16 protein-coding genes are annotated in these 13364 nt (G+C 59.3%); 12 read left to right on the plus strand and 4 right to left on the minus strand.

Annotation, left to right across the window (positions count from 1 at the left end):
• Positions 1 to 6: 6 nt before the first annotated feature.
• Together ACL2XF_RS07560 and ACL2XF_RS07565 are read left to right on the plus strand one after the other, a co-directional pair.
• Complete coding sequence (locus ACL2XF_RS07560) at positions 7 to 846, plus strand: ABC transporter permease (RefSeq protein ID WP_410014941.1); 840 nt, start codon at positions 7 to 9, stop codon at positions 844 to 846.
• A 111-nt stretch (positions 847 to 957) separates the two neighbouring features.
• Positions 958 to 1689 (plus strand): SDR family NAD(P)-dependent oxidoreductase, encoded by a 732-nt coding sequence (locus ACL2XF_RS07565; protein ID WP_410014942.1) that lies wholly within the window; start codon positions 958 to 960, stop codon positions 1687 to 1689.
• Between the two features lie 20 nt (positions 1690 to 1709).
• Here the strand turns inward: ACL2XF_RS07565 and ACL2XF_RS07570 are convergent, their stop codons facing one another.
• Positions 1710 to 2390, minus strand: coding sequence for a GntR family transcriptional regulator (locus ACL2XF_RS07570; protein WP_410014943.1), 681 nt, complete (start codon positions 2388 to 2390; stop codon positions 1710 to 1712).
• 281 nt (positions 2391 to 2671) lie between these two features.
• Between ACL2XF_RS07570 and ACL2XF_RS07575 the strand changes: the two genes are divergently transcribed.
• The 3 genes from ACL2XF_RS07575 to btsR all read left to right on the plus strand — a co-directional run bounded on the left by ACL2XF_RS07575 (position 2672) and on the right by btsR (position 6334).
• Positions 2672 to 3679 carry a zinc-binding alcohol dehydrogenase family protein gene (locus ACL2XF_RS07575; protein WP_410014944.1) on the plus strand — a complete coding sequence of 336 codons (1008 nt, stop codon included), beginning with the start codon at positions 2672 to 2674 and terminating at the stop codon, positions 3677 to 3679.
• A 244-nt stretch (positions 3680 to 3923) separates the two neighbouring features.
• Positions 3924 to 5615: a LytS/YhcK type 5TM receptor domain-containing protein gene (locus ACL2XF_RS07580; RefSeq protein ID WP_410014945.1), complete on the plus strand. Its 1692-nt coding sequence runs from the start codon at positions 3924 to 3926 to the stop codon at positions 5613 to 5615.
• Positions 5609 to 6334, plus strand: coding sequence for a two-component system response regulator BtsR (gene btsR / locus ACL2XF_RS07585; RefSeq protein WP_413722927.1), 726 nt, complete (start codon positions 5609 to 5611; stop codon positions 6332 to 6334). The genes ACL2XF_RS07580 and btsR overlap by 7 nt, the downstream gene beginning before the upstream one ends.
• A 36-nt stretch (positions 6335 to 6370) precedes the next feature.
• On the opposite strand, the gene ACL2XF_RS07590 is transcribed toward btsR, so the two are convergent.
• Positions 6371 to 7234 carry a helix-turn-helix transcriptional regulator gene (locus ACL2XF_RS07590; protein WP_410014947.1) on the minus strand — a complete coding sequence of 288 codons (864 nt, stop codon included), beginning with the start codon at positions 7232 to 7234 and terminating at the stop codon, positions 6371 to 6373.
• A 189-nt stretch (positions 7235 to 7423) separates the two neighbouring features.
• Here ACL2XF_RS07590 and ACL2XF_RS07595 point away from each other — a divergent pair, with 189 nt between their 5' ends.
• The 4 genes from ACL2XF_RS07595 (at position 7424) to ACL2XF_RS07610 (ending at position 9274) form a co-directional block, all read left to right on the plus strand.
• Positions 7424 to 7738, plus strand: coding sequence for an ArsR/SmtB family transcription factor (locus tag ACL2XF_RS07595; protein WP_410014948.1), 315 nt, complete (start codon positions 7424 to 7426; stop codon positions 7736 to 7738).
• Positions 7735 to 8094, plus strand: coding sequence for an SRPBCC family protein (locus ACL2XF_RS07600; protein ID WP_413728378.1), 360 nt, complete (start codon positions 7735 to 7737; stop codon positions 8092 to 8094). Before ACL2XF_RS07595 ends, ACL2XF_RS07600 begins: the two co-directional genes overlap by 4 nt.
• 51 nt (positions 8095 to 8145) lie before the next feature.
• Positions 8146 to 8739, plus strand: coding sequence for an ATP-dependent Clp protease proteolytic subunit (locus ACL2XF_RS07605; protein WP_413728379.1), 594 nt, complete (start codon positions 8146 to 8148; stop codon positions 8737 to 8739).
• Positions 8740 to 8998: 259 nt separating this feature from the next.
• The gene (locus ACL2XF_RS07610) at positions 8999 to 9274 is read left to right on the plus strand and encodes an alpha/beta fold hydrolase (RefSeq protein WP_413728380.1); all 276 of its coding nucleotides are present in this window, start codon (positions 8999 to 9001) and stop codon (positions 9272 to 9274) included.
• Between the two features lie 6 nt (positions 9275 to 9280).
• Here ACL2XF_RS07610 and ACL2XF_RS07615 read toward each other — a convergent pair whose 3' ends face one another.
• A complete protein-coding gene (locus tag ACL2XF_RS07615; RefSeq protein ID WP_410014952.1) occupies positions 9281 to 9745 on the minus strand; it encodes a nuclear transport factor 2 family protein in 465 nt (154 codons plus the stop codon).
• 98 nt (positions 9746 to 9843) lie between these two features.
• Here ACL2XF_RS07615 and ACL2XF_RS07620 point away from each other — a divergent pair, with 98 nt between their 5' ends.
• Positions 9844 to 10248 (plus strand): winged helix-turn-helix transcriptional regulator, encoded by a 405-nt coding sequence (locus ACL2XF_RS07620; protein WP_410014953.1) that lies wholly within the window; start codon positions 9844 to 9846, stop codon positions 10246 to 10248.
• A gap of 136 nt (positions 10249 to 10384) precedes the next feature.
• Here ACL2XF_RS07620 and ACL2XF_RS07625 read toward each other — a convergent pair whose 3' ends face one another.
• On the minus strand, positions 10385 to 11218 hold the full coding sequence (locus ACL2XF_RS07625) for an EamA family transporter (RefSeq protein ID WP_413728793.1): 834 nt from the start codon (positions 11216 to 11218) through the stop codon (positions 10385 to 10387).
• Between the two features lie 305 nt (positions 11219 to 11523).
• On the opposite strand from ACL2XF_RS07625, the gene gcvA reads away from it, so the two are divergent.
• Both gcvA and ACL2XF_RS07635 read left to right on the plus strand, forming a co-directional pair.
• Complete coding sequence (gcvA, locus tag ACL2XF_RS07630) at positions 11524 to 12429, plus strand: transcriptional regulator GcvA (RefSeq protein WP_413728794.1); 906 nt, start codon at positions 11524 to 11526, stop codon at positions 12427 to 12429.
• A gap of 80 nt (positions 12430 to 12509) precedes the next feature.
• Positions 12510 to 13337, plus strand: coding sequence for an EamA family transporter (locus tag ACL2XF_RS07635; RefSeq protein WP_413728381.1), 828 nt, complete (start codon positions 12510 to 12512; stop codon positions 13335 to 13337).
• Positions 13338 to 13364 lie beyond the last annotated feature (27 nt).

Below are 13364 nucleotides of genomic sequence, written 5' to 3' on the forward strand. Positions count from 1 at the left end.
GGGAGAATGATGATGATAAGACAGGAAGGCCTGTTCCTGATGCGGTTGTGGCATACCGCCTTTAATTTTTACGGCGCGGCGATACTGCTGTTTTTGGTGGTGCCGGTGCTGATCATCGTGCCGCTGTCGTTTAACTCCGGCTCGTTTCTCAGCTATCCGCTAAACGGATTTTCACTGCGCTGGTATCAGGCGTTTTTTCATTCCCGCGAGTGGCTGGGGGCGCTGGGCAATAGTTTGCTGATAGCGCCGCTGGCCACGCTGCTGGCCACCATTCTCGGCGTCCTGGCCTCGGTGGGCCTGGTGCGCGGCGAGTTCCGCGGCAAGACCCTGGTGATGGCGATTATCGTCTCGCCGATGATAGCGCCGGTGGTGATCGTGGCGGTGGGCCTGTTTTTCTTTTTCGCCCGCATATCGCTGTTGAACAGCTATCTCGGCCTGGTGCTGGCGCACGCCATGCTGGGCGTGCCTTTTGTGGTCATCACCGTCACCGCGGTGCTGAAAAACTACGATCGCAACCTGTCCCGCGCCGCCGCCAGCCTTGGCGCGCCGCCGTGGCTGGTGTTTGCCAGGGTAACGCTGCCGCTGATTGCCCCCGGCGTGTTTTCCGGCGCCTTATTTGCCTTTGCCGCCTCATTCGACGAGGTGGTGGTCACTTTGTTCCTGGCCAGTCCCGGACAGCGTACCCTGCCAATCCAAATGTTCGCCGGCATCCGCGAAAACCTGGATCCGACCATTGCCGCCGCCGCCTCGCTGATGGTGGGCGCCTCGCTGATATTATTATTGGTGATGGAAATGCTCCGCCGCCGTTCCGCACGCATCCGCGGATCGGAAGGGCGCGGGAGATAAGATGGCGCAACGGTGATAAGGGGGGCGGCGCCAAGCGGAAAAAAGCGGATGCCCCGGCAAGGGTTTTCAGGTAGATTTTGTTGCATCACGCATCACCGGGGAGTGAACGCCTTGGAGCAGAAAACCTTATTGCTGACCGGCGCCAGCCGCGGGATCGGCCATGCCACCGTCAAGCATTTCCATGCGGCCGGCTGGCGGATTTTTACCGCCTCGCGCCAAAGCTGGGTGGAAGAATGTCCCTGGGCCGAAAAAATGCTCAATCACATCCATCTGGATCTGGAAGATATCGCCGGCGTCGAGTCCGCGCTGCCGCTTATCAAAGAAAAACTGGGCGGGCGGCTGGACGCGCTGGTCAATAACGCCGGCATCTCGCCCAAGGCCGCCGACGGCGGCAGGCTGGGGGTGCGCGAAACCGATTACGCCACCTGGATGCGGGTGTTCAATGTCAACCTGTTCTCCACCGCGCTGCTGGCCAACGGCCTGTTTGCGGAGCTGCGGCAGGCCCAGGGCGGGATCATCAACGTGACCTCCATTGCCGGCACCCGGGTGCATCCTTTCGCCGGCGTCGCCTATGCCACCTCCAAGGCGGCGCTGTCCGCGCTGACCCGCGAAATGGCCTATGATTTCGGCCGTTTCGGCATCCGCGTCAATGCCATTGCGCCGGGGGAAATCGATACCGCCATCCTCTCACCCGGCACCCAGGATATTATCGAACGGCAGGTACCCTTGCAGCGCCTGGGCCGGCCGGAGGAAGTGGCCTCGCTGATTTATTTTCTTTCCACCAACGGCGCCGCCTATGTCAACGGCGCGGAAATTCCGGTTAACGGCGGGCAGCACGTCTGACCGGGAGCGGGTTTACCGGTTTACCCCGGCGGCGCCGTCTGGCTGGCGGCGGTAAATCGGGCCAGCATCGCATCGCTGTCCAGGATATCCTGGCGCATGGCGTTGGCGGCCGCGTCACCGTCCCGCTGGCGCAACGCGGCCAGCAGCGTCTGGTGATGGCCGATGGTCATCTGTTGGGTGAGCTGGGCGTAGGCTTGGGCAATCAGCGGCCCGGTGCGCATCCACAACCGGTCGATAAAGCTGCTCAGCACCGGCATCATGGCGCTTTGCGCCACCAGTAAATGAAATTCGCTGTTAAGCCTGAGCGCGGACACCCAATCCTCTTCGGTAATGGCGCGAATATTGCGCCGGATATTGACGGTCAACAGCTGGACGGCGGCGGGGGTGACGCGCATGGCCGCGCGCTGCGCGCCCATGCCTTCCAGCTCCAGGCGCAGGGTTTTCAGCTCCAGGTATTGTTCTTGGTTAAGGGACGGCACGCGAATGTCTTTGGGCGTGCGCATCTCCAGCGCCTGTTCTTTGGCCAACTGCAATACCGCGTCCCTGACCGGGGTTACGCTGGTGCCGACCTGCGCCGCCAGTTCGCGGATGCGTAATCGATCGTTAGGTTTCAGCTGGCCGGTAATCAATGCCTGGCGCAGATTGGCGTATACGCTGGAACCGAGGTAAGAGTGTTCTATTGGGCCTGGTTGATAACTCACCGCTTTTCCCGCCTGAAGGCCGCCGCGGCGGCAAATAAACACAGTGCATCAAATATACAACATGATGCGTCAGAATAGCCATGTGCTTTCCGGCGCCGCTGATTTACACTTCTACAGAGTAGGTGTTAGTGCATTTTATGGGTAGGTGGCGGTAAAAAAAAAGTCTAGACTTTCAGAATGTTGATGAATCCGCATTGCGCCCGGCGCCGGCGTTGCGCCACGCTTGAACGCCAGATGGCCCGGGCCGCATTTTATTAAGACGATCTACGGGAGAAAAACTGATGAAAGCGATTGCCTATACCCGGCATGGACTGCCTATTGAAGATCCCCAGGCGCTGGTGGATATCGACCTGCCCAAACCGACACCGGGAGCGCGCGATTTGCTGGTGGCGGTCAAGGCGATTTCCGTCAATCCGGTCGACACCAAGGTGCGCGCCAAAGCGGAGGTCAGCGCACCGCGCGTGCTGGGCTGGGATGTCGCCGGCGTTGTCGAGGCGGTGGGCGCGGACGTCACGCTGTTTAAACCCGGCGATGAGGTTTTTTATGCCGGTTCCATTACACGGCCGGGCTGCAACAGCGAATTTCACCTGGTGGATGAGCGCATCGCCGGGCACAAACCAGCCTCGCTGGACTTCGCCCATGCCGCCGCGCTGCCGCTGACCTCGGTCACCGCCTGGGAATTGTTGTTTGACCGGCTGGGCGTGGCCGAAAACGGCGGCGAAGGCGACGTGCTGCTGATTATCGGCGCCGGCGGCGGGGTGGGGTCGATACTCACCCAACTGGCGCGAAGGCTGACCCGAATGACGGTGGTCGGCACCGCCTCGCGTCAGGAAACCCGCGACTGGGTGCTGAAACTGGGCGCGCACCATGTGATCGATCATTCCCGTCCCCTGCTGGATCAGTTAACGCAGTTGGGTATCGCCAATGTCACCCACGTGGCGAGCCTGACGCATACCGACAGCTATTATCCGCAACTGATCGAGGCTCTGGCGCCACAGGGACGCCTGGCCCTGATTGACGATCCGGCCGCGCTCGACGCATTGCCGCTTAAGGCCAAGTCCCTGTCCCTGCACTGGGAATTGATGTTCACCCGTTCCCGGTTTGAAACTGCGGATATGATTAACCAGCACCACCTGCTTGAACGCATTGCCGCGCTTATCGACCAGGGCGTGCTCCAGACCACGTTCGCCCAGCATTTCGGCGCCATCAACGCCGCCAATCTGCGCAAAGCGCACGCGCTGCTGGAAAGCGGCAAATCCCGGGGCAAGTTAGTGCTGGAAGGGTTCTGATCCTAAGGACTGATAGCCGCGCGTACGGTATTGCCGCCGGCCGGGCTTACGCCTTAGCGCCTGCGTAACAGAACGGCGGCGGCGGGGTCAAAACCTACCGCCGCCGTTTACAGCGCTTTTAATGTAATCAGCATACAAATTAGTGAGTACCATCAAAGACAACGCCGGCGTTTTTCGGTAAGTTAGCGCCACTGAGTCCCGCGCGCGCCGCGCATGACGGGCGTTATTTTACGAGCCGTTGTTTATGCATGAGTTCAATTTGGTTTTACTGTTGTTACAGCAGATGTGCGTCTATTTGGTTATTGCGTACCTGCTGAGTAAAACGCCGCTGTTTATCCCGCTGATGCAAGTTACCGTCCGACTGCCCCATAAGCTCTTGTGCTATGTCATGTTTTCCATGTTTTGCATTATGGGCACCTATTTCGGCCTGCATATTCAGGATTCCATCGCCAATACCCGCGCCATCGGCGCGGTGCTGGGCGGCCTGCTGGGCGGGCCGGTGGTCGGCGTGCTGGTCGGTTTGACCGGGGGTCTGCACCGTTATTCCCTGGGCGGCATGACTGCCGTCAGCTGCATGATTTCCACGGTGGTGGAAGGCCTGCTCGGCGGTCTGGCGCACCGGCTGCTGATCAGGCGCGGGCGTATCGATCGCCTGTTTAATCCGTTTACCGCCGCCGGCGTCACGCTGCTGGCGGAAATGCTGCAGATGATGATTATCCTGGCGGTGGCCCGTCCTTATGAAGAGGCGCTGCGGCTGGTCAGGAGCATCGCCTTGCCGATGATCGTCACCAACAGCGTCGGGGCGGCGATGTTTATGCGCATCCTGCTGGACCGGCGGGCGATGTTCGAGAAATATACCTCGGCCTTTTCCGCCCGCGCGCTGAAAATCGCCGTTTGTACCGAAGGTTTTCTGCGCCAGGGATTTAACCAGGAAAACAGCATGAAGGTGGCGGAGGTCATCTACCAGGAGCTGGATATCGGCGCCGTCGCCATTACCGACCGGGAAAAGCTGCTGGCGTTTATCGGCATCGGCGACGATCACCACGTACCCGGCACGCCGATTTCCTCCGCGCATTCGCGCCGGGCCATTGATAATAATGAAGTGTTCTATGCCGACGGCAACGAGACGCCGTACCAGTGTTCGTTACAACGTCACTGCAAGCTGGGGTCGGCGCTGGTCATCCCGCTGCAAGGCGAAAACGGTGAGGTGATTGGCACAATCAAGCTGTACGAGGCCAAAAACCGGCTGTTCAGCTCCATCAACCGTACCCTGGGCGAAGGCATCGCCAGCCTGCTGTCCGCGCAGATCCTGGCCGGGCAGTACGAACGGCATAAACTGTTGCTGACGCAGTCGGAAATCAAGCTGCTGCATGCCCAGGTCAATCCGCATTTTTTATTTAACGCCCTGAATACGCTGGTGGCGGTGATCCGCCGCGACAGCGATCAGGCCAGCCAACTGGTGCAGAATCTCTCGACGTTTTTTCGCAAGAATCTGAAACGCTCGGAGGAGGTGGTCACGCTCGCCGACGAAATCGAGCATGTCAATGCCTACCTGCAAATTGAAAAGGCGCGTTTTCAGGACCGTCTGCAAATCCGCTTTGATCTGCCCGAGGCATTGCTCGGCATGCATCTGCCGGCCTTCTCCCTGCAGCCCCTGGTGGAAAACGCCATTAAGCACGGCACCTCGCAACTGCTGGGTCAGGGCATCGTGACCCTGAGCGCGCGGCAGCATGACCACCGCCTGCTGTTGTGCATCGAGGACAATGCCGGTCTGTATCGGTTGGTCGCCGGCAATACCGGGCTTGGCATGAATCTGGTGGATAAGCGCGTACGGGTGCGCTATGGCGAGGAGTACGGCATCAGCGTCGAATCCCGTCCCGAGCTGTTTACCCGTATTATCCTGAGCCTGCCGCTGGAGGAAGAGGTCCCATGCTGAGCGTGCTGATTGTCGATGACGAACCGCTGGCGCGGGAAAACCTGCGCTGCCTGCTCCAGCAGGATCCGCAAATTGCCATCGTCGGCGAGAGCGCCAATGCCCTGGAAGCGATAGGGGCGGTGCACCGGCTGCATCCGGACGTCATCTTTCTGGATATCCAGATGCCGCGCATCAGCGGGCTGGAAATGGTCGGCATGATCGATCCGGCCTGCATGCCGTATATCGTCTTCCTGACCGCCTTTGATGAGTACGCCGTCCGCGCGTTCGAGGAACACGCCTTTGATTATCTGCTAAAACCTATCGAGTCGCGGCGCCTGGCCAAGACGCTTGGCCGTCTGCACAATGAACGCCCGGAGCAGGATATCGGCCTGCTGGCGGTTCAGGAAAGCGCCCTGAAATACATTCCCTGCACCGGCCACAGCCGCATCTATCTTTTGAAAACCGAGGACGTGCTGTTCGCCAACTCCAGGCTGAGCGGGGTGTATGTCACCGGTATCGAGGGCGGGGAATGTTTCACCGAGCTGACGCTGAAACTGCTGGAAAGCCGTACCCCGCTGGTGCGGTGTCACCGGCAGTTCCTGGTCAATCTGGCGCATTTGCGCGAAATTCGCCTGGAAGACTCCGGCCAGGCGGAGATTGTACTGAGCAACGGCCAGACGGTGCCGGTCAGCCGGCGCTACCTTAAATCCCTCAAGCAAAGCCTGGGGCTAAAAGCGTAGCAGGGGGCCAATGCGCCGCCGCCCTGGCCTGGGCTTCTACTCCGGCATCGCCGGCGGTAGCGGCGCAGGCGCCTGGGTTGCCGCCAACAGCGCCCGGATGCCGGCCCGATCGCCGGGCGTTGCCGGATTATAGATAACCAGGCCCAGATCCGGCTTGCCGTCGACGGAGAAAGCCGAATATTCGAGCGTGATCAGTCCCAGGGTCGAATGCCGGATATACTTGGTTCCCTCACCGTAAATGCCGACGTCATGGTCACGCCACAAGGCCGCGAACTCCGGGCTGGCCAGGCTTAATTCCTCTACCAGCGCCCTGGCATGCGCGCCTACGCCGGTCCTGGCCGTTTCGGTGCGAAAGGTGGTGACCACGAAACGAGCCACGCTTTCCCAATTGGGTATTTTTGTCCTGATGCCGGGGTCGCAGAAAATGATGCGCAAAATATTGCGCCGGGATTCGGGCAGCGCCGGATAATTGGCCAGCACCACCGTGGCGGCGCGATTCCAGGCAATAATGTCCCATTCGGCGGTTTTGACATACGCGGGACAATATTCCAGCGAGTCAAGCATACGTTGCAACTGCGGCGTCACGCCGCGGCGCTTGGCATAAGCCACCTCCGGCGGCCGGTTCTGGGCCAGCAGGAATAAATGCTCGCGCTCGACATCCGTCAGGGCAAGCGCGCGGGCGAGGCGGTCGAGCACGTCGGCCGACGGCGCGCCGCCGCGGCCCTGCTCAAGCCAGGTATACCATGTGGTACTGACGTTGGCGAGCAGCGCCACCTCCTCGCGGCGCAGGCCGGGCGTACGCCTGCGGGTCATGGAATAGCCCAGGCTTGCCGCGTCGAGCCTGGTGCGGCGATACCTGAGATAGTTTCCCAGCAGATTGTCATCCTGCGCTGTCGTCATGCCGTTGCCTTTCCCCAAGGGTGCTTTGCCGTATTATCGCCATATCGGGCCGGTTTGTCACAGACCGCCTTGAACCGGTGCGACATAAACAGTATAGCGCCATGCTTTTTCGCGCACCATCACGCGTTCAGGGCGCTTAAATAGCGTGGAAGCTTGCACGACACATAAGTAAGTGCTAATGTGTTTGCTATGATAGAAAACGACATCTTTAAGGCGTTAGCCGATCCGACGCGACGCGCCATCTTCGAAAAACTGGCGGACGGCAGTATGAACGCCAGCGCGCTGCGCGTGGGCATCGAAATTAGCCAATCCGCCATGTCGCAGCACCTGGCGGTACTGCGCAACGCCGGTCTGGTGCGCGAAGAGCGGCGGGGCCGTTTTGTCAACTACGACATTAATCCGCAGGGTTTGGCGCTTATCGCCCGCTGGCTGGCGAAGTATCGGGCCTACTGGCCCGCGCGGGTGGATGATTTGAAAGTTTTGCTGAAGGATATGGATCAATGACAAACCCTAAAACCGGGGATCGCGTCAACGAGCTGCGATTCGAATATGAACTTGATGCGCCTGCGGAAAAGGTCTGGCGGGCCATCAGTATTCCCGCGCTGCGTGAGAAATGGCTACCCGGCGTGGCCCTGGGGCAATGCGCACCCCTCTCATCAACCCGGGAAGGCAAAATACGTTATCGCCTGCGGGAAGCAGAACCGCCTTTCCTTGCAAGCCATGTCACATTGCATATCAGGCCGAATGACGCGGGCGGGACCATTCTGACTATTATCCACCGGCTGGCAGATGCGCGGCTGGGCAGCCCGGTGCCCCCTGCGGCCAACGACGACACGTCTTCTCTGATGCTTGCCGCCTGATCCGCCTGGCGGGCCACAGCGTATTTTTGCCATAACCATAAGGAGTCGCCCATGCGCGAAGCGCTGCAACTCATCCCGATGGTGGTCGAGCAATCCAGCCGGGGTGAACGATCTTTCGATATTTATTCACGGCTGTTGCGCGAACGCATTATCTTCCTCAATGGTGAAGTCGACGATACGATGTCGGCATTGGTCTGCGCGCAGCTTCTTTTCCTGGAAGCCGAGAATCCGGAAAAGCCCATCCATCTGTATATCAATTCGCCCGGCGGCGTCGTTACCAGCGGTTTCGCCATGTATGACACCATGCAGTTTATTCAGGCGCCGGTCTATACCCTTTGCATGGGAACCGCGCGCTCGATGGGATCATTTCTGTTGATGGCGGGCGCGCCCGGCCAGCGGGTGGCGCTGCCCAACGCCAGTTTGCACGTGCATCAACCTTTGGGCGGTTATCAGGGACAGGCCTCGGACATCTTTATCCACGCCGAAGAAATGCGGCAAACGAAACGCCGGATTACGCGATTATATGCCGAGCATTGCGGGCGCAGCTATGAAGAGGTTGAGCGCACGCTCGATCGCGACCGTTTTATGACGGCGGAGGAAGCGCTTGAGTGGGGACTGATCGATCGCGTTCTTATTAAGACGTAAGAGAATATTTTGAATGCGCACCGATCGCGCGCGTTCTTATAAAACGTAACAGGGCTTTTATGACGTCCGGCAACGCTCCACCACGGCAAGCCGTCCAGGCTACCCCTGAATTTTCTCTTGACCTTGACAGCACGGTCAGAGTTTAGCCTAAAGCCTCCTTTGATTACGGTGAGAGTTTATATCATGCCAATGGTTAAAATCGAGGGTACGACAGTGTCCTATCGGGTTGATGGCGAGGGTCCTGGTCTGGTATTGGTACATGGCACCGGCGGTGACGGGGAAAGTAACAGGGCGCCAGGTGGAACTGGACCTGGTTCTGGTCGTAAGCGATCGGGTCGGGCGCATTACCCAACCCGCGCTGGTCATAGGCTGCACTCATGACTATAGGGTGCCGCCCGCCCACGGGCGGGCGCTGGCCGCGCAAATAGCCGGCGCCCGCTATGCCGAACTGGACAGCGGACACCTGGCGATGCTGGAACGCCCCGAAGAATTCACGCAGATGGTGACGGGCTTCCTGCGCGCCGCGGGATGTTAAAGGATCCTAAGCACCCGCGAGCACCGTTGGATCCCCGGTCCGCCAGACGTTGTCGACCGTGTTGCGCTGAATAAGCCATACCTGGTCACGCCTTACCAGCTCGACGTTATAGCGGTTTTTCATCAGGTAGTGGCGCGAGTTATCATTGCGCGCTACGTGCTGCGCCTCCACCAACGCCTCCAGATGCGCCTTATCGCCGTTAATGCAGACCCGCGGATTGCTCACGGAATGTGTCGTGTCGAGCTGGCTAAGTGCGTTCGACAGGGCCGTGACAATAGTGTCCCGGCCTTCCAGCACCGGGTATTCAAATCCGGCTTTTGCCGCGGCGGGCCGGAAATCGGACACCGCATCTTCCGCCAGCGCTGAGGCGAGCAGGTCGGTATCGCGCAGATCGATGCCCGCGGCGAACCGGTACAACGCCTCGACCACGGCGAGCGTATCGGCGGTTTGCTCAGGATATAAAGATGACATGGGTAACTCCTTGTGGGTTATGAATCCATATGGTATATGACGTATACTAGGTGTCAATTAGGCACTAATATGTCATCAGGTATCCCGGAGGAAACCGCATGTTGAATCAGGCTGGGCAAACGGCGGCTCAAGACGAGCCGGCCATAGAGGCGGGGGGAGCCGGCGGTTCAAGCCGTTTACTGCTGGATCAGATCACGGATAAATGGTCGGTGCTGATCCTGGCGGCGCTGTGCCATAAGCCCTTGCGCTTCAATGAAATCAGGCGTTGCCTGGACGGCATTTCCCAAAAATCACTGACCCTTAGCCTAAGGCGCCTCGAGCGCAGCGGCATCCTTGCCCGCCGGGTTATTCCTGCTTCCCAGGTCGCGGTGGAGTACAGCGTCACGCCGCTGGGGCGCACGCTGGAGGTGCCGTTTCGGGCATTATTTGACTGGACGGTTACTCATTCAGCCCAGGTTCTGCAAGCCCAGATGGATTACGATAAGGGAACAATGAATCTGTAGTGGTCATCACGGCATTGCGGCACGGCCTTTCGTCGCTGTCTCTTTCTAATGCCGGCGCTGGCGATCGCCTTCGGTACTACGCGATGTAAACCAGATTAATTGCTTAACGGCTGGGGGAAATTTTAGCGCCGGGATTTTAAGCCAACCGCAACACTCCCGCGCCTATCGCTATGATGCAGGCCGCCACGACCCGTGATGGACTTATGCGTTCGCGCAGGACCAGGCCCGAGAGAATAAGCCCAAATACTATCGAGGTTTCCCGCAGCGCGGCAACCACGGCGACCGGCGCAACCGTCATGGCCCACAGCGCCAGCCCATAGGAGGCGACGGTGCCAAATCCGCCCGCCATGCCCAGATGCCAATTGGCGGCGAAATAGCCTTTTACCGCAGCGCGTCGCCTGCACATGGCCCAGGCAAGCAGGGGCACTCCGGTAAACAGGAAAATCAACAACGTATACGCGGCGGGGGCGCGGGATAACCGCACGCCTTGCCCGTCAATAAGGGTGTAACCGGCGATAACAGCGGCATTGAGCAACGCCAACACCACCCCTTTTTTGTCTTGCCCGTGCGCAAATATGGCCATGCTTATTATACCTGCGCAAATTATGGCAATTCCCAGCCAGGCGGTCGGCGTGAATACCACGCCAAAAAATAACGCGCCCATGGCCGCGACGATAAGCGGGGCGCTGCCGCGCATTAAAGGATAGGTCTGACTCATATCGGCGATGCGATAGGTTCTCGCCACCAGGCAAAAATACAGAACTTGCAGCAGGGCCGACGCGCCGATAAAAGGCCAGCTTTCCTTGGCGGGGGCGGGCAAAAACGGCAGCGCCAGGGCGGCGATCAGCGCGGCGCACGCGGTGACCAGTATGGTCGTTAGTAGTTTATCGGCGCCGCCTTTGACCACGGCATTCCAGGTGGCGTGCAACACAGCGGCAAACAGCACTACGCTAAAGGCAAAAGCGGTCATGCGAACCAGCGTCGAGGGAAGCAAAATAGGGTCATAGATATAATGCGTTTTGCGAATGTTAAAAAAGCATGCCGCATGATGGGCACGGAAATCAAATACAAATGCCGTAGGCATATAAATTTTCGGGGACTTGGCCGCGTACGGGCGGCGCCTGAACGTCCCGTTCCGTCCTTGGGGTAGATTTTCGATGAATTCAGAACCGCAAGACCCCGGCGTCTTTTTTTCAGCCGGGGTGTAGAATGTATTACCATGAGCTTCTGTTCATATAAGCCGCTATGGCGTGTGTTCACCGAGGAAACAACATGATGAGGGATCTGCCTCCCACCGCCACGCTGCGCGCCTTTGAGGTGGCGACGCGGCATGCAACGTTCACCGCCGCTGCGGACGAATTGCATATTACCCAAAGCGCGGTAAGCCATCAGCTTAAACATCTCGAAGAGATCTGGGGCTTGTCGCTATTTCAGCGTGGTAAATCATTGAGCCTGACGCCTGCAGGCGCAGCGCTGGCGCCCATCGTGCGTGAATTCTTTATGCACCTGGAGGCGACGCTCAGCGATCTGAGAGAGCAAAAGGGCAGGGTCCGGCTCAGGCTTAGTACCACCTACTCCTTCGCCCTGAAATGGCTGCTGCCAAGATTGCCGGATTTGTCCCAGCGGCATCCGGAAATTCTGGTCACGCTGGAAACCACGGACAAAGCCATCAATTTTTCCAGCGCCGAGTCGGACGTGGCCATCCGTTTCGGCACCGGCAATTATCCAGGCCTGTACTCGGAATTCATGTTCAGGGAGCAGATCTTTCCGGTTGCCAGTCCCGATCTTTTGCATCGATTTGGCGCGCCCCATGAGCCTGCCGAATTATTGCGCTACCCGCTGCTGACAAGAGACGGCGCGGATCTGGTGCCGAAATGGGCGCTGTGGCTGCAACAGGCGGGGGTCGGCATTTCCGCGCTCAGGGAAAGCGTCAGGTTCGCCGACACGAATATGACGGTCCAGGCGGCGCTGCTGGGCCAGGGTATAGCCCTGGCCCGCAGCGGACATGTCGAAACTGAACTACGCGACGGCAGCCTGGTCCGGCTGTTCGACATACCGTTCCCTTCGCCGGTCGCTTATTATTTTGTCTGTCCAAAAGCTGTCGAATCGCAGCCTCATATCGTCAGCTTTCGCCACTGGCTCATGGCGCAATCAGCCCAGGCCCAACAAGGCTATCTCTGATACCGATACATGAGGATATCTTCATGCAGCAATGAGGAGACTTTGCTTTCATCAAGGCGCCGGGCTGCTTACTATGGCGCATGCCCTTTCATATTATTTTACTGATACTGTGCGCCGCGCTCTTGCATGCCGGCTGGAATACGCTTTTGCGCGGCGGAGCCGACAGGCTGTGGTCGATGACGGTCATGTGCCTGGCGGTAGCGGTTGCCAGCGCCGCCATCGCCTTGTGCCTTGCGCCTCCAGCCAAAGCCAGCTGGATGTATGCGCTGTTTTCGGCGGGGCTGCATGTGGGTTATAACCTGTTTCTCGTCAGGAGCTATCAGGCTGGAGACCTAGGGCAAACCTATCCGGTTTCACGCGGTTCCTCGCCTTTGTTAATCACCGTCGCGGCATCGGTGTTCGACGGCGAGCGGATAGGGATGGGCGCTCTGGTTGGCATTGCCCTGATATCGGGCGGTATCATTTCCCTGACCTTCACCGGGCGCCGGCTGGCGCCGGCAAACCTGTCGTATGCCCTGGGAACCGGATGTTTCATTGCCGCTTACAGCGTAACGGACGGCATCGGCGTGCGCTTGTCCGGCGCGCCGATGGCATACACGGCATGGATGTGCGCCTTGTGGGGCATCTTGATGCCGGCGGTATACATCGGCCTGCGCGGCGTAACGAGTTTATTGACCCCCCGGCCCGGGTTCATCACGGCTTTTATCGGCGGGCTGGTGTCTCTGCTGGCCTATGGCATCGTCATTTACGCCATGGCGGGCGCTCCGATGGGGGCGGTATCGGCATTGCGCGAAACCAGCATCCTGTTCGCGGCGGCGATGGGGTATTTTTTCCTGGGCGAGGCGCTGACGGTGCGCAAGATGCTGGCGTGCGCGGTGATCGCCGCTGGCGCCATCCTCATCGGCTGACGACCCATGGCGGGGTGGCGTGGCAGG

Origin of the sequence: Sodalis sp. RH19, from assembly GCF_047324215.1 — a bacterium.
Lineage (GTDB): Bacteria > Pseudomonadota > Gammaproteobacteria > Enterobacterales > Enterobacteriaceae > Acerihabitans.

What these genes read in the sequence shown, in the direction of transcription:
- ACL2XF_RS07560 (WP_410014941.1), top strand. Translation starts at nt 7, where the DNA reads ATGATGATGATAAGACAGGAAGGCCTGTTCCTGATGCGGTTGTGGCAT.
- ACL2XF_RS07575 (WP_410014944.1), top strand. Translation starts at nt 2,672, where the DNA reads ATGAAAGCGATTGCCTATACCCGGCATGGACTGCCTATTGAAGATCCC.
- ACL2XF_RS07580 (WP_410014945.1), top strand. Translation starts at nt 3,924, where the DNA reads ATGCATGAGTTCAATTTGGTTTTACTGTTGTTACAGCAGATGTGCGTC.
- btsR (WP_413722927.1), top strand. Translation starts at nt 5,609, where the DNA reads ATGCTGAGCGTGCTGATTGTCGATGACGAACCGCTGGCGCGGGAAAAC.
- ACL2XF_RS07590 (WP_410014947.1), bottom strand. Translation starts at nt 7,234, where the DNA reads ATGACGACAGCGCAGGATGACAATCTGCTGGGAAACTATCTCAGGTAT.
- ACL2XF_RS07595 (WP_410014948.1), top strand. Translation starts at nt 7,424, where the DNA reads ATGATAGAAAACGACATCTTTAAGGCGTTAGCCGATCCGACGCGACGC.
- ACL2XF_RS07600 (WP_413728378.1), top strand. Translation starts at nt 7,735, where the DNA reads ATGACAAACCCTAAAACCGGGGATCGCGTCAACGAGCTGCGATTCGAA.
- ACL2XF_RS07605 (WP_413728379.1), top strand. Translation starts at nt 8,146, where the DNA reads ATGCGCGAAGCGCTGCAACTCATCCCGATGGTGGTCGAGCAATCCAGC.
- ACL2XF_RS07610 (WP_413728380.1), top strand. Translation starts at nt 8,999, where the DNA reads ATGGCACCGGCGGTGACGGGGAAAGTAACAGGGCGCCAGGTGGAACTG.
- ACL2XF_RS07615 (WP_410014952.1), bottom strand. Translation starts at nt 9,745, where the DNA reads ATGTCATCTTTATATCCTGAGCAAACCGCCGATACGCTCGCCGTGGTC.
- ACL2XF_RS07620 (WP_410014953.1), top strand. Translation starts at nt 9,844, where the DNA reads ATGTTGAATCAGGCTGGGCAAACGGCGGCTCAAGACGAGCCGGCCATA.
- ACL2XF_RS07625 (WP_413728793.1), bottom strand. Translation starts at nt 11,218, where the DNA reads ATGACCGCTTTTGCCTTTAGCGTAGTGCTGTTTGCCGCTGTGTTGCAC.
- gcvA (WP_413728794.1), top strand. Translation starts at nt 11,524, where the DNA reads ATGAGGGATCTGCCTCCCACCGCCACGCTGCGCGCCTTTGAGGTGGCG.
- ACL2XF_RS07635 (WP_413728381.1), top strand. Translation starts at nt 12,510, where the DNA reads ATGCCCTTTCATATTATTTTACTGATACTGTGCGCCGCGCTCTTGCAT.